Consider the following 18,613-nt stretch of genomic DNA (forward strand, 5'->3'; position numbering starts at 1 on the left):
ATAGCGCCAATCGCCACTGGCGAAATGCTATGCGAACGGCCAAGATTGTTTCCTCCTTGGAAAAGATGCGCTCCCGTTCATGTCGCCGCTTGCCGATCTCGAAGTGTTTGCCCGCATCGTCACGGCCGGCTCCATGTCGGCCGCCGGCCGCGAAATGGGCCTGTCGCCGGCCGTCATCTCCAAGCGGGTGAAGCGGCTGGAGGACCGGCTCGGCACGCGCCTGCTGCAGCGGACCACGCGGCAATTGTCGCTGACGGAAGCGGGCCAGGGCTATTACGAACGGGTCGTGGCGATCCTAGCCTCCATCGACGAGGCCGAGGCCTTCGTCACCCGGCGGTCCAATCTGGCGCGCGGAACGCTGCGCGTCTCAGCGCCCACCTCGTTCGGACGGCTGCATATCGCGCCGCATCTGCGCGGCTTTCTCGCCGCCAATCCCGATCTCATCGTCCATCTGGAATTGTCGGATAGCTTCGTCGACATTGTCGGCGAGGGCTATGATCTGGCCGTCCGCATCGGCGAACTCGACGATTCCTCCTTCGTCGCGCGCAGGCTGGCGCCGAACCACCGCGTGCTGGTGGCGACCCCCGGCTATCTCGCCGAGCGCGGCACGCCCGCTGGTCTCGCCGACCTCGCCAACCACGCCCTCCTCTCGCACAATTCCGACACCTGGCGGCTGGAGGGGCCGGGCGGCCCGCAGCTCGTGCGCCTGCATGGGCCGCTCAAGACCAATTCGTCGGAGGTCATCCGCGAGGCGGTGCTGGCCGGCATCGGCATCGCGCTGCGCTCCACCTGGGATGTCGGGCCGGAGCTGAAGGACGGCCGGCTGAAGGCGGTCCTGCCGCAATGGCGCGCGTCCCACCGGGTCGCCGTTCATGCCGTCTATCCGACGCGGCGGTTCCTGCCGCAGAAGGTGCGCGTCTTCATCGACTGGCTCGCCACGCTCTATGGCCCGGTGCCCTATTGGGACGAGGGGCTCGACCTCGCCGCCCGGGAAGGTTAGAGGACAGCGGGTTTTCATGGGGTTGCAGGGAAGAGATCCTCTTTCTGCCCGCATAGAACATCTTCACCCGTCGGTGCGACGAATGTCTGCCGACACGCCCGAGCTGGACATGACCGCCACGCCGCCTGACGCAAGAGACCTCGACCAGAGCCTGGCCGCCCTGCTGGCCGGCGCCGGTTTCGCGCGTAGCGAGCCGCCGCTGCTGATCGCCGCCGATCTTGTGCGCGATCTCGTCGGCGAGGCCCTGGCGCGCCGGCTCTATCTCACCGGCGACGGCGATGGCGCCGAACTCTGCCTCCGGCCCGACTACACGATCCCGGTCGTGCAGATGCATCTGGAAGGTGCCCGCGCCCGCGAGGCCGCCGCCTATTCCTATCTCGGCCCGGTGTTCCGCCAGCGCCCCGGCCTGCCCGGCGAATTCCGCCAGGCCGGCATCGAGCTGCTCGGCCGTGCCGACCGCGAGGCCGCCGATGCCGAGGTCGTCTCGCTCGCGCTGAAGGGCGCCAGGCTCTACACGTCCGGCCCGCTGACGCTCGCCATGGGCGATGTCGGCATCTTCCTCGGGCTGATCGATGCGCTGGGCCTGTCGCCCGCCTGGCGCCGCCGGCTCGCCAAGGACTTCCGCCGCTCCGGCGGGCTTGCCCAGGATCTGCGCCGTCTCGCCGAGCCGCCCGCCACCGGGCCATCGCGCGCCGGCCTGCTGGCAGCCCTTGAAGGTTCCGATCCGAAGGCCGCCCGCGAACTCGTCACCGATCTCCTGTCGATTGCCGGCATCACGACAGTTGGCGGCCGCTCCGCTTCCGACATTGCCGAGCGGTTCCTCGAACAGGCAGCCCTCGGCTCAGGCGGACTGTCGCCCGACAAGGTCGCGGTGGTCGAGAAGGTGCTGGCCGTCGAGGCCGATCCGATGTCCGCCGAACGCGACCTCCGCGCCATTGCCGCCGCCGCCGGTCTGGATCTGTCCGGCCCGCTCGACCGTCTGGCCCGCCGCAATGCTCTGCTCGCCGAGGCCGGCGTCGACCTCACGAATGCGCGCTTCTCCACCAGTTTCGGCCGCGATGTCGACTATTATACCGGCCTCGTCTTCGAGATCGGCGACGCCTCGGGCAAGGTCGACAAGCAATTGGTCGGCGGCGGGCGCTATGACCGCCTGACCGACATGATGACCGCCAAGCTCGGTCTCGACATCAAGGTGCCGGCGGTTGGCTGCGCCTTCTGGGTCGAGCGCCTGGCCCTTGCAGGAGGCCGGTCATGAGCCAGCCCGCACAGCCGCTCGTCTTCGCCATTCCCTCCAAGGGCCGCATTCTGGAATCGGCCCAGGGCTTTCTCGATCGTGCCGGCCTGAAGCCCGTACAGTCGCGCGGCGCCCGCGACTATCGTGGCACCATTCCAGGCCTCCCCGATGTCGAGGTGGCCTTCCTGTCGGCCTCCGAGATCGCTCGCGAACTGGTGGCTGGCACGGTTCATCTGGGACTCACCGGCCTTGACCTCATGCACGAGGCAACGCCCGAGCCGGAGGACCGCCTCGTCTCGCTGGCGGCGCTCGGCTTCTCGCGCGCCGATGTGGTGGTCGCCGTGCCGCAGGCCTGGATCGACGTCTCGACCATGGCCGATCTCGACGATGTCGCGAGCCAGTTCCGCGCTCGCAGCCGGAGCCGCATGCGGGTGGCGACCAAGTATTTCAACCTGACGCGCGCCTTCTTCGACCGCCACGGCATTGCCGATTACCGGATCGTCGAATCGACGGGAGCGACCGAAGGCGCACCAGCCGCCGGTGCCGCCGAGCTGATCGTCGACATCACGACCACCGGCTCGACGCTGGCTGCCAATGCGCTGAAGATCATCGATGACGGCGTGATCCTGAAGTCGGAGGCCCATCTCGTGGCGTCACGCACCGCCGCCTGGAGCGACACGGCGAAGGCGGTGGCCCGTGACATGCTCGACCGGATCGCGTCGGAAGCGCGCGCCCGCAAGGTCAAGGAAGTGCGCACCCGCTTTGCCGGCGCCGACATGGCGCTGGTCGAGGAGGCGAAAGCCCGCTTCGGCGTCGCCGCGCCCTTCGGCGCGCCGACCTCCTCGGGCATGGTGACGCTGCATTGCCCGCCGGCTGAGCTCTTCGGCCTGTCGCGCTTCCTGCGCGAGAAGGGCGCGGAAAGCGTGACGGTCACCGAGATCGACTACATGTTCTCGGCCGAGAACCCGCTCTACGACAAGCTGGAAGCCGCGCTGGCCTGAGGGCCGGCTCAGACCGCGTCGGTCGAGGTCACCACGAACGTGTGCATCTCGCCGTCTTCGTCGCGGATCGAGACATATTCGCCGAGCTGGAACGGATGTTCGCCGAAGCGATAGCCGGCTTCGTCATCAACAGTCGCGGCGCCATCATAGTCGAACACCCAGGTCGCGCCCTTGGCGCCGCCCGGCTTGTGCACGACGAGACCGTGCTGGTCCTCCTCGCCCACCCAGAAGCGCCGCACCTTGCAGAGCGCCTTGTGCTCCTTCCAGCGGGCAAGATCGATATGGGCATCGGCAGTCAGCGGCGCGACGAACTCATAGCCGTGGCGGCTCGATCCATCGGGGAAGTCCTTGGACCGGGCGAGATTCAGCCGGATCTTGTGGAAGCCGTGGGGGAGCGTGGTCATGGCGCGGAGACTTTCCTCGGGAACGTATGCGCTTCACCCAACAGGCGATCCGCCCCATCCGCCTTGATCGGCGTCAAGCAAGCCCAAGCGCGCGCGCCAGGATCACCGCGCCAAGCCCGCAGGCCAGCGCCGCGAGGTCGCGCTTGAAGACCAGCGTGGCAATGGCTGCCGCCGCGATGCCAATCCAGGCGCTGGGGCCGCCTTTCGCCGCCAGCGGGACGACAGTCGCCATCATGATGGCGCCAGGCAGCGCCTCCAGCGCGGCGCGCATGAACGGGGTCAGCGGCACCCGTCCCATGATCCAGTGGCCGGCGATGCGCACGCCGAAGGTGGCGAGCGCCATGGCGATGATCGCGGCGATGGTCCAGCTGGCGCTATCGGTCACGGAGCAGCCCCGCCGCGATCGAACCGGCGAGCGCGCCGACGACGATGAACCAGTAGCCGTCGATCACCTGCGACGTGCCAAGGGCGACACCCGCCGCGATCGGCCAGGCCAGCCGGTCGCGCCGGATGCGAAACATGCTGACCGCCATGGAGGTGAAGATCAGCGGCATGATCAGGTCGAGGCCGAAGCGCTTCGGGTCGCTCAGGATGCCACCCAGCATGTGGCCGGGAATGGTGGCGAGCGTCCAGATGATCCAGAGGAACAGGCCGGCGCCGATGAACACGCCGGCATCCTCGCCACCCTTGGCATGATAGCGCGAGCCGATGATGAAATTGGCGTCGGTGAGCGAGGACAGCGCCAGATAGGCGCTGCCCCTCGGCATGCGCGACAGCCAGGGCTGGAGGGCCGCGCTCATCAGCAGGAAGCGCAGGTTCACCGCCACCACCACCGCCACCATGGCCGTGAGCGCGCCCGTGCTCCATGCCCGGGGCCAGAGTTCGAGTGCCAGCAGCTGGCCGGCGCCTGCATAGACGAGCAGGCTCATCAGCGTGGTCTCGACCAACGTCAGGCCCTTCTCGGCGGAAGCGCCGCCGAAGGCCGCGGCGAACACGATGACGCCCGGCAGCAGCGGCAGGCTCAGCCGCGCGCCCTCGATCATGCCGGCGGGCGTGATCGGGACCGGACGCATCGGTGGGGGAGAGGAAGGGGCCATGGTTCCGCTTTGCCGTGTGGAAGCGGCGGCGTAAAGCGCGGAAATTGCAGGTGGGCCGTGCCCGCGATCACGAAGAGAGCCGTCTCGGGCCCGCTGCCCGACCTGCCCCTAGGCCTGCGTCCCGTTCAGCGGGTTCTCCGGGTCCCAGCCATAGCGCAGCGTCTCGAAGCGCATGGCGCGCGTGTCGATCATCAGGAGGCGGCCGACCAGGCCCTCGCCGAAGCCGACGATCTCGCGGATCACCTCCAGCGCCATCATCGAGCCGACAATGCCTGTCAGCGCGCCGAGCACGCCGGCCTCCGCGCAGGCCGGCACCGTGCCGGGCGGCGGTGCATCCGGGAACAGGCAGCGATAGGTCGGGTTGGGCTTGCCGTTGGGGCCCGTCTCGTGCGGGCGGAGCGTCGTCAGCGTCGCGTCGAAAATGCCGACCGCAGCCGTGATCAGCGGCTTCGCCTCATGGAAACAGGCGTCGGAGACGGCATAGCGGGTGGCGAAATTGTCGGAGCCGTCGACCACGATGTCGTAGGCGCGGACGAGATCGCGGGCATTCGCCTCGGTCAGCCGGGTGACATGGCCGACAACCTCGACATGGGGATTGAGCCGGCGCACCGCATTGGCGGCACTCTCGGTCTTCAGCCGGTCGACATCCTCGGTGCGGTGGATCACCTGCCGCTGCAGGTTCGACAGCGCGACCGCGTCGTCATCGACGATGCCGATCGTGCCGATGCCCGCCGCCGCGAGATAGAGGATCAGCGGCGCGCCGAGCCCGCCGGCCCCGATCACCAGAACCCGCGCCTTGCCGAGCTTCTGCTGACCTGGACCGCCCACCTCGCGCAGCACGATGTGGCGGGCATAGCGCTCCAGCTCGTCGGCGGACAGCATCAATCGATGCTCAAGCCGAGCGACTGGCGCACGCGGGCGCGCACCGCATGGCCGTCGCGGGTCGGCAGCACGCGCTCGCGCTCGTGGGAATCGATCTTCACGATGGCGACGCAGGGCCCATCGCCGGCGTTCTGGATGCGCACCGACAGGCGGTTCACCTCGTCCATGCCTTCGATGACGCGGGTGTCGGCAATGCCCGAGGCCTTGGCGATGGCCGCGAGATCAGCCACGACCGTGTGGCTCGCCTGGCCGCCCGTCTCGCCATAGAGCCCGTTGTCGAGCACGACAATGGTGAGGTTCTTCGGCTGCTGCATGGCGATGGTGGCAAAGGAGCCAACCCCCATCAGCATCTCGCCGTCGCCGGTGACGACGACCACCGGCTTGTCCGGCTGGGCCAACGCGAGGCCCAGCGCCATGACGGCTGTGCCACCCATGGCGCCCCAGAGATAGACGTTGCGGTCATGGTCGCCGGCGGCGGCCACATCATAGGTGGGCGAACCCAGGCCGGTGACGACAATCGCCTCGCCGCGATCGGCGAGGAGGCGGGCAACGACGGCGCGGCGGTCGAGTTTCTGGGTCATTTCACGAACACCTTGGCGCCGATCAGTTTCTGGCCGAGCAGGACGGCGACCGCGCTGCCGCCCTCATAGGCCATGCGGATGCCGGCGGCGGCGGCTGGCCCCACCTCGTGCGGCTCGGAGGCGCGCAGGACATGCACGCCCATCAGGCGGAAGGCATCCGGCGTCGCGGTGCCCATCGGCACCTGCCACGGATTGAACTCGCCCCATTCGCCGCGCATCGTGACGAAGGTGAGGAAGGGTCCGCCCATGTTGCGGACCAGCGACAGCATGTTGATGCAATTGCCGACACCCGAGGACTGCATGAGCAGGCAGGCGCGGTCGCCGCCGAGCCAGGCGCCGGTGGTCAGCGCCACGCCTTCCTCTTCGGTGGTGAGCGGAATGCCGATCATCGCCTTGTCGGCATGAACGGCGCGGATCAGGTCGGCATGGCCGCCATCGGGCACATAGGCCACTTGCCGCACATGCGCGCTCTTGAGCTGCGCGAAGATATCAAGCTGCCAGGAATGGGGCGGGGCATGCGCCACGGGGGGGTTGTAGAGGTTCATCGGCTCGGTAGGCTCCGTGCGCATTGCTGGGCGGCCGCACGATGGCGGGACCCCGGCCACGAAACAAGTGATTCCTCGGGAGGACTGGCATGATCATCGGATTCATCGGGCTTGGGCGCATGGGGCGCGGCATGGCCTCCAACCTGCAGACCAAGGGCTTCCAGCTGATGGTCCATGATGTGGTGGAGGCGCCGGTCAAGGAGCTCCTCGCGCTTGGCGCCAAGCGCGGCACCCCGGCCGAGATCGCGGCGGCCTCCGACATCGTCGTCACCATGCTGCCGACCGGCAAGGAAGTCGGCGAAGTGGTGCTGGCCCCCGGCGGCGTGCTGGATCATGCGAAGCCCGGCACGATGATCCTCGACATGTCGACCATCGATCCCGAGACCACCGACCGCCTGCACGAGGAAACCCGCAAGCGCGGCATGACCGCCGTGGATGCGCCGGTCGGCCGGCTTGCCTGGCATGCCGATCGCGGCCAGAGCCTGTTCATGGTCGGCGCCGACGATGCCGATTTCGCCCGCGCCAAGCCGCTGCTCGACGCCATGGGCACGACGATCCACCATTCCGGCGGGCCCGGCGCCGGCACGCGGATGAAGCTCGTGAACAACTATCTCGCGATCATCCTCTGCCAGATGAATGCCGAGGCGCTCTCGCTCTCGCAGCGCTTCGGGCTGGATCTCTCGAAGACGCTCGACGTGCTCTACGGCACCACCGCCACCAACGGCCAGCTCAAGGTCAACTGGCCGAACAAGGTGCTGGCCGGCGATACCGAACCGGGTTTCTCCATCGACCTCGCCCACAAGGACCTGACCCTCATCGTGCAGGCGGCGAACTCAGCCCGCGTGCCGGTGCCGGTGGCCGCCGCCGCGCGCGAGGCCTTCTCGCAGGCCCGCGCCCGCGGCTATGGGCAGAATGACTTCTCGGCCATGGTCGATGTCGCCTGCGACATCGCGCAGATCGAGCGGGCGCGGCTTCCGAAGGGCTATACGCCGCCGGTGTGAGGGGCCTGACGCAACACACCGACATCCGCCCGTGGAATGACCGTCGCACGCTCTGACGTCATCCCCGGCGAGCGAAGCGAGGGAAGGGGATCCAGGGGCCGGAAGGCTGGTGCTTGGGACTCCTGGACCCCCTTCCCTCGGCCATAGCATCGAGCGAACGCGAGATGCGTTCGCCTCTCGCTTTGGGCCTCGCCGGGGGTGACGTCGGTTCGTCATGCCTGTGCTGGTCCGCTGGAAAGCCCGAGACGGGAATGGCCGGGACAAGCCCGGCCATGACAGCGGAGGGAGTGAGAGCAGGCGCTATGAGGCGACGGCGACCGGCGCATAGGGCTCGATCAGTGGCTCGGCCGGTATTCCCCAGACCTTCGTCAGCTTGCGCACCATGTCCATGGTCAGGGTGCGTTTGCGAGAGAGTATCTCGGAGGCGCGCGCCCGCGAGCCGAGGAGCGCGGCGAGGTCAGACTGGTCTCGTCCGGTCCAGGCCATGTGCGCCTTGATGGTCTCCACCGGGTCAGCCGGATCGATCGGATGATGCAAGTCTTCGTAACGCTCGACGAGGGTTGCCAGAACATCAAGTCGGTCAGCCTCAGGAGAGCCGGGGGCGGCATCCCACAGGCGATCGATCTCGGCCAGCGCGCTGCGGTGGTCGTCGTCACTCCTGATCGGGCGGATATCCATGGCGGGCTCCTAGAACTGCGAAACGGTCAGGGCATCGATCCGATCGTAGTCGGCATGTGTGCCGATAAACTTCACGAAGGCGATCTGGAGGTCGAAGCGAAAAGCGACGATCAGGCGAAAGTTGCCGCCACTGACCTCGAAGCGCACACGGTCGGCGCTCAACACCTTGGCCTTGGAAAAGGCCCCCTGCACGTCCTGTGGGCTGGTCCAGTTCGCCTTGCGGACCATCCGCTGCCAATGGTCCAGCGAGGCGGCGGCCGATGGATGCCGATCGGCGAAGGCCACAAGCGTGCTGCGTGCGATGATCCGCATAGGCGCAAGCTAGCATGTTCCCCAAACGGGAACAAGCGATTGGGATCGACGTCACCTGAACCCGGGTTCAGCACGAGACTTTCCGAAGCCGCGCGACCTATCCTAAGGCAATCACGTCCTGCCCATCCTTGTGGCGGGCATCCACGCCTGTTGAAATCTAAGGACCAAGACGGGAATGGCCGGGACAAGCCCGGCCATGACGCGGAGAGCGTACGGGATAGAGCGGAGCGGGAACTCCGCCCCTCTCACCCCAGCGTGGTCAGGTCCTGGAACCAGTGCTGCGCCTGGGTGTAGGTCGACACCTTCGGCCCCGACACATGCGGGTTGGTGTCGTGGACCACCCAGACCAGCAGCGCATCGTCCACCACCTTCTCGTGGACCTTCGCCATCAGCGCGTTCTGCTCGGCCTCGTTGGTGCTCGACAGCGCTGTGTCGATCAGCTTGTCGACATCCGCATTCTTGTAATGGCCCCAGTTGACGCCGATCGGCGCGATCTGGCCCGAATGGAAGAAGCGGATGAAGGCATAGAGCGGGTCGGAGGTGACATAGGCGACATTGTTCGCCGTGATGCCCTTCAGGGACTCATGCGCCGCGCCCTGCCGCCACGCCGTGTAGAGCGGCTCAAGCTCGACCACCTTGAACTCGACCTCGATGAAGGCCTCCTTGAACATCTGCTGGCAAAGCTCGTTCATCGGCAGCGACAGCATCTGGCCCGAGCCCGACGAGGCGATGAGGAACTGGGTCTTCAACGGGTTCGCCTTCGAGTACCCGGCCTCCGTCATCAGTTTGCGGGCGGCATCGATATCATACTTGATCTCGAATGTCGGCTTGCCGAACCAGGGGTTGGAGCGGTCCACCTGGCCATAGGCGGGGTGGGCGAGCCCGCCCATCAGCTCCACGACCGAGGCGCGGTCGATAGCGAGATTGGCCGCCTTGCGGGTGCGGATATCGGTCCAGGGCGAGCCCGGCAGCGTCGAGAGGTGATAGTTCCAGACATGGGGCGTGACATTGTCGATCAGCTTGAAGCCTTGCTGCTTCAGCCGCGGCATGACGTCGGGCGCCGGCGTCTCGATGAAGTCCACCGTGTTGGCGAGCAGCGCATTGGTGCGGGTGATCGGCTCGGGCAGGCAGGACAGGATGATCTTGTCGGTCTTGGCGATCCGGTTCTTGTCCCAATAGTCGGGATTGCGGATCAATTCGGCGAATTCGCGCGGCTGCAGCTTGCCGAGCTTGAACGGGCCGGTGCCCGACGGCTCCAGCGCGAACTTCTGCCAGTCGCGGCCGACCTTCTCGAACTGGGCCGGGCTCGAGATGAGGAACCAGAGCATCTGGTAGGGGAAGAACGAATCGACCGTCTTGGTGGTGACCTCCACCGTCATGGCATCGACCTTGCGCCAGCTGGCGACCGAGGGCAGACGCGCGCGGACCTGCGACGACTGCCGCTGGTCGAAATGCGGCGCGTCGGTCTTCAGGACCTTGTCGAAGTTCCACACGACCGCGTCGGCATCGAGCGTCGAGCCGTCGTGGAACTTGACGCCCGGACGCAGCTTGAACACCCACTTCTTCTTGTCGGCGGGGTCGGTCGCCCATTCGGTGGCGAGGCCCGGCACCAGCTTGCCCGGCCGGTTGGCGACATTCATCTCCCAGGCGACGAGGGGGTCGTAGAGCGTGTAGCCGGTGAACTGGTAGCCACCGGCGCCGCGGTCGGGCTGGCCGGTGGTCTGCGGAATGTCGGCCATCGAGATGCCGTAGCGGATCACCTTCTCCTGGGCGGCCGCAGGCAGGACCGGCAGGGTCGAGGCGGCGGCGAACGCTGCGGCAGATTTCAGGAAGTCGCGACGGTCGAGACCGGAGAACGGCATGGTTGAATCCTGCTGTCTGGTTGATGCGACAAGGCTAGTTGCAGTGCAGCATGAGTCGAGACCAAACTATCGGCGGTTGCTGGCGAGCCTTTGGGCAGGAAGCCCGCTCCACGACCGGGGCGACAGCAGACAGCTGCCGGAACATGCCGCGTGGATGAGCAGAGGACGACCTGCCGCACCCTTCATCTCGGGCCTTGCCGAGCGGGGCTCGAGCCGTCATCCCTAGGCCATGGCTGTCCTCCCCAATGTCCTGTCGATTCCCGCCTCGCGGCCGCTGCTGGCAACGCTCGCCGCAGCGATCCTGGACGGCCAGGTCATTGCCGGCTGGCCGGACCGGTCCGATCCCCTGTCGCTGGCCTCCGGCACGATCCTGCTGCCAAACCGGCGTGCCTGCCGGGCCATGCGCGACGCGTTCCTGGATCTGTCGGGCGGCGAGCCCGTGCTGCTGCCGCGTATCGCGCCCATCGGCGATGTCGACGAGGACGAATGGGCCTTCGCCGATCCCAACCCGCTGGACCGGCTTGGCATCGATGCGATCCGGCCGGCCATGGCGGGGCTGGAGCGGCAATTGACGCTCGCAGCCCTGGTGCGCCGCTGGGCCGAGAGCGTGGACCGCGCCGTCGTGCGGCTCGGCGCCGACGAGCCGCTGATCGTCTCGACCTCCACCGGAGATGCCCTGTCGCTGGCCTCCGACCTGATGCGGCTGATGGACCAGGTGGAGACCGAGCGGGTCGCCTGGGCCGGGCTTGAGACGATCGTGGAAGCCGGCCTCGACCGCTTCTGGGCCATGACGCGGGATTTCCTGACCATCGCCACCAGACACTGGCCGGCGCTGTTGGCCGAACGGGGCCTGCAGGAACCGGCGGTCCGCCGCGACCAGCTGATCGCAGCCGAGACCGAGCGGCTGAAGGCCGCCGCGGGCCCGCTGATTGCGGCCGGCTCCACCGGCTCGATCCTGGCGACGCGCGATCTGCTGAGGGCGGTGGCGCTGCATCCGAAGGGCGCGCTTGTGCTGCCGGGCCTCGACCGCGATCTCGATGCGGCATCCTGGGCGGCGATTGCCGGCGAAGGCGGCGCCAAGGCCCATGGTCATCCCCAATATGGCCTGAAGCGGCTGATCGACCATGTCGGCATCCTGGCCGGCGATGTCCGCGAACTCTCAGGGCCCGCGCCCCATGGCCGCGAGCGGCTGATGTCGGACGTCATGCGACCGGCAGCAACGACCGAAGCCTGGCTTGAGGCGCGCACCGTCGCAGGGCCGTCCATGCTCGACGGCATCACTGTGATCGAGGCGCAGGCCGAACGCGACGAGGCCCTCGCCGTGGCGCTGGTGCTCCGCGAGATCGCCGAGGACCCGACGCGCCGGGCGGCGCTGGTGACACCCGACAGGGCGCTGGCCCGCCGGGTCACCGCCGAACTCGCGCGCTGGCAGGTGGTGGTGGACGATTCCGGCGGCCGGCCGCTTGGCACCAGTCCGGCAGCGACCGTTGCCCGGCTGGTCGCGGCGATCGCCCTCGACGATCCGGCGCCCGCCCAGGTGCTGGCGCTGCTCGCCCACCCGGCAATCGATCTCGGCCTGGATGCGGACCGGCTGGCCGATGCCATCGCGGCGATCGAACTCCGGGTGCTGCGTGGCCTCAGGCCGCAGGGCGGGCTCGCCGGCTATTGCCGGGTGCTCGATGAGGCGGTGCCGCTGGAGGGATCGGCGATCGATCCGCTGCGCCGGGTGACGGCTGAGGCGCTCGCCGACGGGCGGAGCGTCATGTCGCTCCTGTTCCAGGCTCTCCGGCATTTTGATGAGGTTTTACAAGGCGGGCCGATTCCGCTGGCGGAGCTCGCGCTCCGCCATGGCCGGGCGCTGTCCGATTTGCGGCTGAAGGCGGATGCCGAGGGCACCGAGGCCCTGCTCGACCTCCTCACCCGCATGGCGGGCCCGGCCGCAGCCGAGTTTCTTATCCCCGTTGGCGACTATCCCGCGGCCCTTGATGCCCTCATGAGCACGGAAACCGTGCGGATGGCGGCCGATCCTGGCGCACGCATCCGCATTCTCGGCCTGCCCGAGGCGCGCCTGCTGGCCGTCGACACCGTGGTGATGGCAGGCCTGGTGGAGGGGTCATGGCCGGGCGATCCCAAGCTCGATCCCTGGCTCAACCGGGCCATGCGCTCCGCCTTCGGCATCGATCCGCCGGAACGCCGCATCGGCCTCGCCGCCCATGACTTCTGCCAGTTGCTAGGCACCCCGCGCGTCGTCCTGTCGCGCGCGGCCAAGACCGGCGGCGTGCCGACGGTCGCTTCGCGCTGGGTGCAGCGGTTGGCCGCCGTGCTCGGTGGCGAGACCTGGGCACTGCTGAAGGCGCGCGGCGATCAAGTCCTGGCGCTGGCCCAGGAGCTGGACCGCCCCGCGGCGGTCGTGCCGGTGCTCAGGCCGCAGCCGGCGCCGCCGCTGGAACTGCGGCCAGCGAGGCTGTCGGTCACCGAGATCGAGACGCTGCTGCGCGATCCCTATGCCATCTATGCCCGCCATGTGCTGATGCTCCGCCCGCTTGATGCTCTGGACGAGGAGCCGGGCGCCGCCGAGCGCGGTACGCTGATCCATGACGCCCTGGCCGCCTATGCGCAGGAGATCGCCAGGACCGGCATTCCGGCCGATCCCGTCGGACGGCTCCTTGCCATAGGCCAGGACAAGTTCCAGCCGTTCTGGGCCGATCCGACCGTGCGTGCCGTGTGGTGGCCGCGCTTCATGGCGATTGCCCGCTGGTTCGTCGCCGACGATCTCGCCCGCAGGCCGGACCTCCAGGGTGTTCACGTCGAGCTCGGCGGCCGGATGGAATGGGATACGCCCGGCGGCCGCCGCTTCGTGCTGACCGCCCGGGCCGACCGGATCGAGGTGCGCGCTGACGGGGCGCTCGACGTGATCGACTACAAGACGGGGCAGCCGCCCTCGAAGCCGCAGGTCGAATCGGGCCTGTCGCCGCAATTGCCGCTCGAGGCGGCGGTTGCCCGCGCGGGCGGCTTCAAGGGCATTCCCAAGGACATGCCGGTCGCGGGCCTGGTCTATGTCAAGCTCGGTGGCCGGGATCCTGCGGGCGAGGTGCTGCCGATCCAGCCGGACATGGGCGTCGCCGGTCTGGTCGAGGACGTTGAGGAGAAGCTGCGCGGCCTGGTCGCCGCCTTCGAGAACCCGGCGCAGGGCTATCTGTCCTGGGCCATCCCGCAATTCGCCACCGGCCGCTCCAACGACTACGCCCATCTCGCCCGCGTCAAGGAATGGGCAGCATCGGGAGGCGGCGAATGAGCACCCGCCTGATCGCGCCGCCGGATGCGGTTCTGAAGCAGCGGCTGGCTTCCGATCCCGGCCTCTCCGCCTGGGTGTCGGCCAATGCCGGCTCGGGCAAGACCTATGTGCTGGCGCGCCGCGTTGTCAGGCTGATGTTGGCGGGAACACCGCCCGGCGCCATCCTTTGCCTGACCTTCACCAAGGCGGCGGCCGCCACCATGGCCAACCGCGTCTTCGGCCTTCTGGCTGAATGGACGGCGCTGGACGATGGGGCGCTGGCCCGGACACTGGAGGATCTCGACGGGCGAAAGCCGGGCGCCGACCGGCTGTTGCGCGCCAGGCGCCTGTTTGCCGAGGCGCTGGAGACGCCGGGCGGCCTGAAGGTTCAGACGATCCATGCCTTCTGCGAGCGCGTGCTGCATCAGTTTCCCTTCGAGGCCAATGTCGCCTCGCAGTTCACCGTGCTCGACGACACGAGCCGCGCCGACCTGGTCCAACGGGCAAAACTCGCCGTGCTCGAATTGGCCGCCGGCACCCCGGACGGCATCTATGGGCGGGCGCTGGCGCAGCTCTCGACGATCGCCGCCGACCAGACCGTGGACGACCTTCTGTCGGAGGCACTCCGGCTGCGCGATGCGCTGCCCGCGCGGATCGATGACGAAGCGGCGCTGACCCGCGAGATCGATGCGCTGGGCGACATGCTGGGGCTCGTGCCGACCGATACGGAGGCCAGTCTGCAGGCCGCCCTGGTCGACGAGGCGATCCTTGCAGCCTCCGAATGGCTGTCTGTCGCCCTGTCGTTGGAGAGCCTACCGAAGGCAGGAGCGGGTGACCGGGACGCGGCGGCACGGCTCAGGCGCGCCGCTGGCGGCGAGACGGATGCCTATCTCGCGATGTTCCTGACCCAGGCGGGCAGCCGCCGGAAGACCATCGTCACCAAGGCGGTCCAGACGACGTTCCCCGATCTTGGCCAGCGGCTCGACCGCGAGGCCGAGCGCATTGTCGCCTGGGACATGAAGCGCAAGGCCGTGGCGATGCGCGACCGGACCGCGGCATTGCTGACGCTGGCCGTTGCCGTTCACAGCCGGGTGGAGGCAGCGAAGGCGGCGCGCGGCGCGCTCGACTTCGACGATCTGGTGATCCGCACCCGCGCCCTGTTCGGCAAGGTCGATGCCCGCTGGATCCTCTACAAGCTCGACCAGGGTATCGACCACATCCTGGTCGATGAGGCGCAGGATACCAGCCCGGTCCAATGGGAGCTGGTGGCGGAACTGGTGGCCGAGTTCACCTCCGGCGAGGGCGCCAGGCCCGGCGACCGCACCCTGTTCGTGGTCGGCGACGAGAAACAGTCGATCTACTCGTTCCAGGGCGCCGAACCCGCCCATTTCGCGCTGATGCGCCGCAAGTTCGAGGCCGATTTCCGCAAGGCATCCAAACGCTTCGAGACCGTGCCGCTGCATTTCTCGTTCCGCTCCACCGCCGCCGTGCTGGGGGCTGTCGATACCGTGTTCGAGGCGCCGGATGCCAGGCGCGGCCTGGTGTTCGATGACGATGTCGCGCCGACCCATTCGGTCGCCCGCGTCGGCGCTCCGGGCAGTGTGGAACTCTGGCCGGCGGTCGAGCCGACCGACCAGCCGGAGGTCTCGCCCTGGACGGCGCCGCTCGATGCGGTCACGCCGGGCGATCCCGTCATGCGGCTCGCCGAGCGGATCGCGGGCCATATCAAGCTGTGGAGAGATCAGGGCCATCGCCTGCCGGATCGCGACCGGCCGATCGCCGCCGGCGATATCCTGATCCTGGTGCGACGGCGCGGCGCCCTGTTTGAGGCGATCATCCGGGCCCTGAAGAATGCCCAGGTGCCGGTCGCCGGCGCCGACCGTATGGTGCTCGGCGAGCATATCGCCGTGATGGACCTGCTGGCGCTGGCCGATTGCCTGCTGACGCCCGACGACGACCTCTCGCTGGCCGCGGTTCTGAAGAGCCCGCTGATCGGCATGAGCGAGGATGCCCTGCTGGCGCTCGCCAGTGGCCGAGCCGGCTCGCTCTGGGATGCCCTCCGCATCGGTGGCCATCCGGCGGCGAACCTGCTGGCCAGGTGGCGGAACGAAGTGCTGGCCTCGCCACCCGCCACCTTCTTCGCGCAGGTCCTGTCGCGAGACGGCGGTCGCCGCCGCATCCTGGAGCGTCTCGGCTATGAGGCGGCCGACGCGCTCGACGAGTTCCTGTCACGGGCATTGGCCTTCGAGGCGGACGAGATCCCGACCATGCGGGGTTTCCTCTCCGCGATGCGGGCTGCCGATATCGAGGTGAAACGCGACATGGACCTTGGCCGCAACGAGGTCCGGGTCATGACCGTCCATGGTGCGAAGGGCCTGGAGGCGGAGATCGTGTTCCTCGCCGATACGATGTCGAGTCCCGGCGGCCATCACGATCCCAGGCTATTCCGCATCAAGCCGCCCAACAGCATGGCCAGCGCCCCGGCGCGGCTTGTCTGGTCGCCGGCCAAGGCCTCCGACGTCGATCTGGTGACCAGCGCTCGCGATGCCCATCGCCGGCACCAGGAGGATGAATACCGCCGGCTGCTCTATGTCGCGATGACGCGTGCAGCCGACAAGCTGATCATCTGCGGTGCCCGGCCGAAACGCGGGCCGAAGGACGCCTGGTACGACATGATCGCGCCGGCGCTCGGTCCCGGTCACGAGGAGCCGGCCGACGACGGCGACGGCATGGTGCGCCGCTGGCCTGCAACACCTGAATCCGCGACGGCGCCGCAAGCCCGCATCGCCGCCGAGCGAACCGCGGTCCTGCTGCCGGGCTGGACACGGACCCGGGCCCCCGCGCCGCCTGTTCCGCGCCGCACGCTGACGCCGTCCGGCTTCGCAAGCGCGCCGGGCGCCCAAGGAGGCGCCGCGGTACTCGATCGCGAACAGGCGCTCCGGCGCGGCACGTTGGTCCACCGGCTCCTGCAATCCCTGCCGGACGTCCGGCCGGGCCTGCGCGCCGAAGCTGCAGCCACGTTCCTCCGGTCCCAGTCAGGCCTTGATGAGGCGGCGCAGGCTGCGATCGCGCGGTCCGCCCTCGCCTTGGTGGAAGATGCCAGGCTGGCGCCGCTGTTCGGCCCGACGAGCCGCGCCGAGGCTGCGATCGCCGGCGACATTGCGGGGCACCCCGTCGCCGGTCAGATCGACCGGCTGGCAATCCTGCCGGACCGGATCGTGATAGCCGACTACAAGACCAACGATCCTCCGCCCGCGACGCCGGGCGATGTGCCGGAGACCTATCTGGTGCAACTGGCGATCTACAACGCGCTGATCGGCGCCATCGTGCCGGGACGACCGGTCGAGACCTGGCTGATCTGGACCGCGACAGGCGAACTCATGGTGATCCCGCCGGCCAGCCTCGACGCGGCGCTGCGCGGTGCCGGCCTCGCCTGACAGATCAGAGGGCGGTCAGCGGCGGGAGGTCGGATTCACGGCCGAGCAGGGCGGAAGCGTGCAGCGTGCGGACGCGGCGCTCCAGGAAGCTGGCGATCGCCTTGCGGTCGGCGCTTGGGTCGAAGGGGATCGGATTGCCGAAGATCAGGTCGACATCGACCGAGCCATCCTTCAGGAGGGCCCAGGCATGGGGGACCATCTCGATGTCGCCGATCCAGGACAGCCGCGGGCGGTGCTGGCGGCCTGACGGCAGGCCGTTGATCCGGCGGTACGCGAGTGCGATCGGCTGGATCCAGACTGTGTCACCGGTCGCGCGCGCCAGGCTTTCCGCTGCGCCGATCAGGGCGGGCCGGAAGCGCATCACACGGTTGCCGTCCGATGACGTTCCCTCGGCGAACAGAACCACCGGCTCGCCCTCGCGCATGCGCTGGATCATCTCGTCGGCGGTTTTGGAGGTCGTGTGGCGCTTCTCGCGGTCGACGAAGATCGATCGCTGCAGCTTGGCGAGGTAGCCGAAGACCGGCCAGTCGGCGATTTCGGATTTGGCGACGAAAGACACCGGGGCGAAGGCGCCGAGGACCATGATGTCCATCCAGGACACATGGTTCGGCACATAAAGCACCGGGCGGTGTTCGGTCGGCTCGCCACGCAGCGTCACGCGGGCGCCGAATGCCTTCAGCACAACGCGATGGAACAGCATCGGCACGGTGCGGCGGATCGGCAGGTTGAAAGCATGCGCGACCATCTGCGTCGGCAGCAGGACGAGCGCCGCGATGATCATGATCAGCAGCCACAGCACGGCTCGCACCGTGTCGAACGGGCTCGGCCCGCCGCGTCCGAAATCGCCGAGGCCGCCGTCAGTGTTCATCATCGAGCGGCACGCAAAAGAGTTCGAGGCGGTGGTCGATCAGCTTGTAGCCGAGCTTGCGGGCAACCTCGGCCTGCAGGCGCTCGATTTCCTCGGATTGAAACTCGACAACCCGGCCGGACCGCAGGTCGATCAGATGATCATGATGGGCTTCCGAGATCGGCTCGTAGCGAGCGCGACCGGCGCCGAAGGCGTGGCGCGTGATGATGCCGGAATCCTCGAACAGCTTCACCGTGCGATAGACCGTCGAGAGCGAGATGTTGGAATCCACCGAACTCGCCCGGCGATGCAGTTCTTCCACGTCAGGGTGGTCGGCCGCCTGGGCAATGATGCGGGCGATGACGCGACGCTGATCGGTCATGCGCATGCCCTTGGCAATGCACGCCTCCTCAATGGGATTGACCATAGCGTCCGACTTCGCCGCTGCCACTGCGGTG

17 protein-coding genes are annotated in these 18,613 nt (G+C 68.3%); 6 read left to right on the top strand and 11 right to left on the bottom strand.

From position 1 onward, the window contains the following. Window positions 1–79: 79 nt before the first annotated feature. The 3 genes from E8L99_RS04980 (at window position 80) to hisG (ending at window position 3,235) form a co-directional block, all read left to right on the top strand. Window positions 80–1,000, top strand: a complete 921-nt coding sequence (locus tag E8L99_RS04980; RefSeq protein ID WP_137098513.1) for a LysR family transcriptional regulator — start codon at window positions 80–82, stop codon at window positions 998–1,000. A gap of 82 nt (window positions 1,001–1,082) precedes the next feature. Beyond that, window positions 1,083–2,255, top strand: a complete 1,173-nt coding sequence (locus tag E8L99_RS04985) for an ATP phosphoribosyltransferase regulatory subunit (RefSeq protein WP_252511262.1) — start codon at window positions 1,083–1,085, stop codon at window positions 2,253–2,255. Continuing rightward, entirely contained in the window at window positions 2,252–3,235 is a 984-nt protein-coding gene (hisG, locus tag E8L99_RS04990; RefSeq protein WP_137098514.1) for an ATP phosphoribosyltransferase, read from the top strand. The genes E8L99_RS04985 and hisG overlap by 4 nt, the downstream gene beginning before the upstream one ends. Before the next feature lie 8 nt (window positions 3,236–3,243). On the opposite strand, the gene E8L99_RS04995 is transcribed toward hisG, so the two are convergent. From E8L99_RS04995 to E8L99_RS05020, 6 genes are all read right to left on the bottom strand, one after another. Further along, window positions 3,244–3,639: a hypothetical protein gene (locus tag E8L99_RS04995; protein ID WP_137098515.1), complete on the bottom strand. Its 396-nt coding sequence runs from the start codon at window positions 3,637–3,639 to the stop codon at window positions 3,244–3,246. Window positions 3,640–3,712: 73 nt separating this feature from the next. After that, window positions 3,713–4,024, bottom strand: a complete 312-nt coding sequence (locus E8L99_RS05000) for an AzlD family protein (protein WP_137098516.1) — start codon at window positions 4,022–4,024, stop codon at window positions 3,713–3,715. Continuing rightward, on the bottom strand, window positions 4,014–4,736 hold the full coding sequence (locus E8L99_RS05005) for an AzlC family ABC transporter permease (RefSeq protein WP_137098517.1): 723 nt from the start codon (window positions 4,734–4,736) through the stop codon (window positions 4,014–4,016). The genes E8L99_RS05000 and E8L99_RS05005 overlap by 11 nt, the downstream gene beginning before the upstream one ends. Before the next feature lie 108 nt (window positions 4,737–4,844). After that, window positions 4,845–5,621: a HesA/MoeB/ThiF family protein gene (locus E8L99_RS05010; protein ID WP_210421794.1), complete on the bottom strand. Its 777-nt coding sequence runs from the start codon at window positions 5,619–5,621 to the stop codon at window positions 4,845–4,847. Continuing rightward, window positions 5,618–6,199 (bottom strand): thiamine pyrophosphate-dependent enzyme, encoded by a 582-nt coding sequence (locus E8L99_RS05015; protein ID WP_137098519.1) that lies wholly within the window; start codon window positions 6,197–6,199, stop codon window positions 5,618–5,620. The genes E8L99_RS05010 and E8L99_RS05015 overlap by 4 nt, the downstream gene beginning before the upstream one ends. Then, on the bottom strand, window positions 6,196–6,744 hold the full coding sequence (locus E8L99_RS05020) for a phosphonopyruvate decarboxylase (RefSeq protein WP_137098520.1): 549 nt from the start codon (window positions 6,742–6,744) through the stop codon (window positions 6,196–6,198). Before E8L99_RS05020 ends, E8L99_RS05015 begins: the two co-directional genes overlap by 4 nt. An 89-nt stretch (window positions 6,745–6,833) precedes the next feature. On the opposite strand from E8L99_RS05020, the gene E8L99_RS05025 reads away from it, so the two are divergent. Beyond that, window positions 6,834–7,745 (top strand): NAD(P)-dependent oxidoreductase, encoded by a 912-nt coding sequence (locus tag E8L99_RS05025; protein ID WP_137098521.1) that lies wholly within the window; start codon window positions 6,834–6,836, stop codon window positions 7,743–7,745. 300 nt (window positions 7,746–8,045) lie between these two features. On the opposite strand, the gene E8L99_RS05030 is transcribed toward E8L99_RS05025, so the two are convergent. The 3 genes from E8L99_RS05030 to E8L99_RS05040 all read right to left on the bottom strand — a co-directional run bounded on the left by E8L99_RS05030 (window position 8,046) and on the right by E8L99_RS05040 (window position 10,597). Beyond that, window positions 8,046–8,423 carry a helix-turn-helix domain-containing protein gene (locus tag E8L99_RS05030; protein ID WP_137098522.1) on the bottom strand — a complete coding sequence of 126 codons (378 nt, stop codon included), beginning with the start codon at window positions 8,421–8,423 and terminating at the stop codon, window positions 8,046–8,048. 9 nt (window positions 8,424–8,432) lie between these two features. After that, on the bottom strand, window positions 8,433–8,735 hold the full coding sequence (locus tag E8L99_RS05035) for a type II toxin-antitoxin system HigB family toxin (RefSeq protein WP_137098523.1): 303 nt from the start codon (window positions 8,733–8,735) through the stop codon (window positions 8,433–8,435). Between the two features lie 245 nt (window positions 8,736–8,980). Next, a complete protein-coding gene (locus E8L99_RS05040; RefSeq protein ID WP_137098524.1) occupies window positions 8,981–10,597 on the bottom strand; it encodes an ABC transporter substrate-binding protein in 1,617 nt (538 codons plus the stop codon). 229 nt (window positions 10,598–10,826) lie between these two features. Here E8L99_RS05040 and addB point away from each other — a divergent pair, with 229 nt between their 5' ends. Both addB and addA read left to right on the top strand, forming a co-directional pair. After that, complete coding sequence (gene addB / locus E8L99_RS05045) at window positions 10,827–13,892, top strand: double-strand break repair protein AddB (RefSeq protein ID WP_137098525.1); 3,066 nt, start codon at window positions 10,827–10,829, stop codon at window positions 13,890–13,892. After that, window positions 13,889–17,308 (top strand): double-strand break repair helicase AddA, encoded by a 3,420-nt coding sequence (gene addA / locus E8L99_RS05050; RefSeq protein WP_168201574.1) that lies wholly within the window; start codon window positions 13,889–13,891, stop codon window positions 17,306–17,308. The genes addB and addA overlap by 4 nt, the downstream gene beginning before the upstream one ends. Before the next feature lie 4 nt (window positions 17,309–17,312). Here the strand turns inward: addA and E8L99_RS05055 are convergent, their stop codons facing one another. Together E8L99_RS05055 and E8L99_RS05060 are read right to left on the bottom strand one after the other, a co-directional pair. Continuing rightward, a complete protein-coding gene (locus E8L99_RS05055) occupies window positions 17,313–18,179 on the bottom strand; it encodes a lysophospholipid acyltransferase family protein (RefSeq protein ID WP_252511263.1) in 867 nt (288 codons plus the stop codon). Further along, window positions 18,166–18,582 carry a Fur family transcriptional regulator gene (locus E8L99_RS05060; protein WP_137098527.1) on the bottom strand — a complete coding sequence of 139 codons (417 nt, stop codon included), beginning with the start codon at window positions 18,580–18,582 and terminating at the stop codon, window positions 18,166–18,168. The genes E8L99_RS05055 and E8L99_RS05060 overlap by 14 nt, the downstream gene beginning before the upstream one ends. Window positions 18,583–18,613: the final 31 nt, after the last annotated feature.

The organism is Phreatobacter aquaticus (genome assembly GCF_005160265.1).
GTDB lineage: Bacteria > Pseudomonadota > Alphaproteobacteria > Rhizobiales > Phreatobacteraceae > Phreatobacter > Phreatobacter aquaticus.

Bases quoted from the DNA above. Each gene is read 5' to 3' on its own strand.
- E8L99_RS04980 (WP_137098513.1), top strand. From the start codon at position 80: ATGTCGCCGCTTGCCGATCTCGAAGTGTTTGCCCGCATCGTCACGGCC.
- E8L99_RS04985 (WP_252511262.1), top strand. From the start codon at position 1,083: ATGTCTGCCGACACGCCCGAGCTGGACATGACCGCCACGCCGCCTGAC.
- hisG (WP_137098514.1), top strand. From the start codon at position 2,252: ATGAGCCAGCCCGCACAGCCGCTCGTCTTCGCCATTCCCTCCAAGGGC.
- E8L99_RS04995 (WP_137098515.1), bottom strand. From the start codon at position 3,639: ATGACCACGCTCCCCCACGGCTTCCACAAGATCCGGCTGAATCTCGCC.
- E8L99_RS05005 (WP_137098517.1), bottom strand. From the start codon at position 4,736: ATGGCCCCTTCCTCTCCCCCACCGATGCGTCCGGTCCCGATCACGCCC.
- E8L99_RS05015 (WP_137098519.1), bottom strand. From the start codon at position 6,199: ATGACCCAGAAACTCGACCGCCGCGCCGTCGTTGCCCGCCTCCTCGCC.
- E8L99_RS05020 (WP_137098520.1), bottom strand. From the start codon at position 6,744: ATGAACCTCTACAACCCCCCCGTGGCGCATGCCCCGCCCCATTCCTGG.
- E8L99_RS05025 (WP_137098521.1), top strand. From the start codon at position 6,834: ATGATCATCGGATTCATCGGGCTTGGGCGCATGGGGCGCGGCATGGCC.
- E8L99_RS05030 (WP_137098522.1), bottom strand. From the start codon at position 8,423: ATGGATATCCGCCCGATCAGGAGTGACGACGACCACCGCAGCGCGCTG.
- E8L99_RS05035 (WP_137098523.1), bottom strand. From the start codon at position 8,735: ATGCGGATCATCGCACGCAGCACGCTTGTGGCCTTCGCCGATCGGCAT.
- E8L99_RS05040 (WP_137098524.1), bottom strand. From the start codon at position 10,597: ATGCCGTTCTCCGGTCTCGACCGTCGCGACTTCCTGAAATCTGCCGCA.
- addB (WP_137098525.1), top strand. From the start codon at position 10,827: ATGGCTGTCCTCCCCAATGTCCTGTCGATTCCCGCCTCGCGGCCGCTG.
- addA (WP_168201574.1), top strand. From the start codon at position 13,889: ATGAGCACCCGCCTGATCGCGCCGCCGGATGCGGTTCTGAAGCAGCGG.
- E8L99_RS05055 (WP_252511263.1), bottom strand. From the start codon at position 18,179: ATGATGAACACTGACGGCGGCCTCGGCGATTTCGGACGCGGCGGGCCG.
- E8L99_RS05060 (WP_137098527.1), bottom strand. From the start codon at position 18,582: ATGGTCAATCCCATTGAGGAGGCGTGCATTGCCAAGGGCATGCGCATG.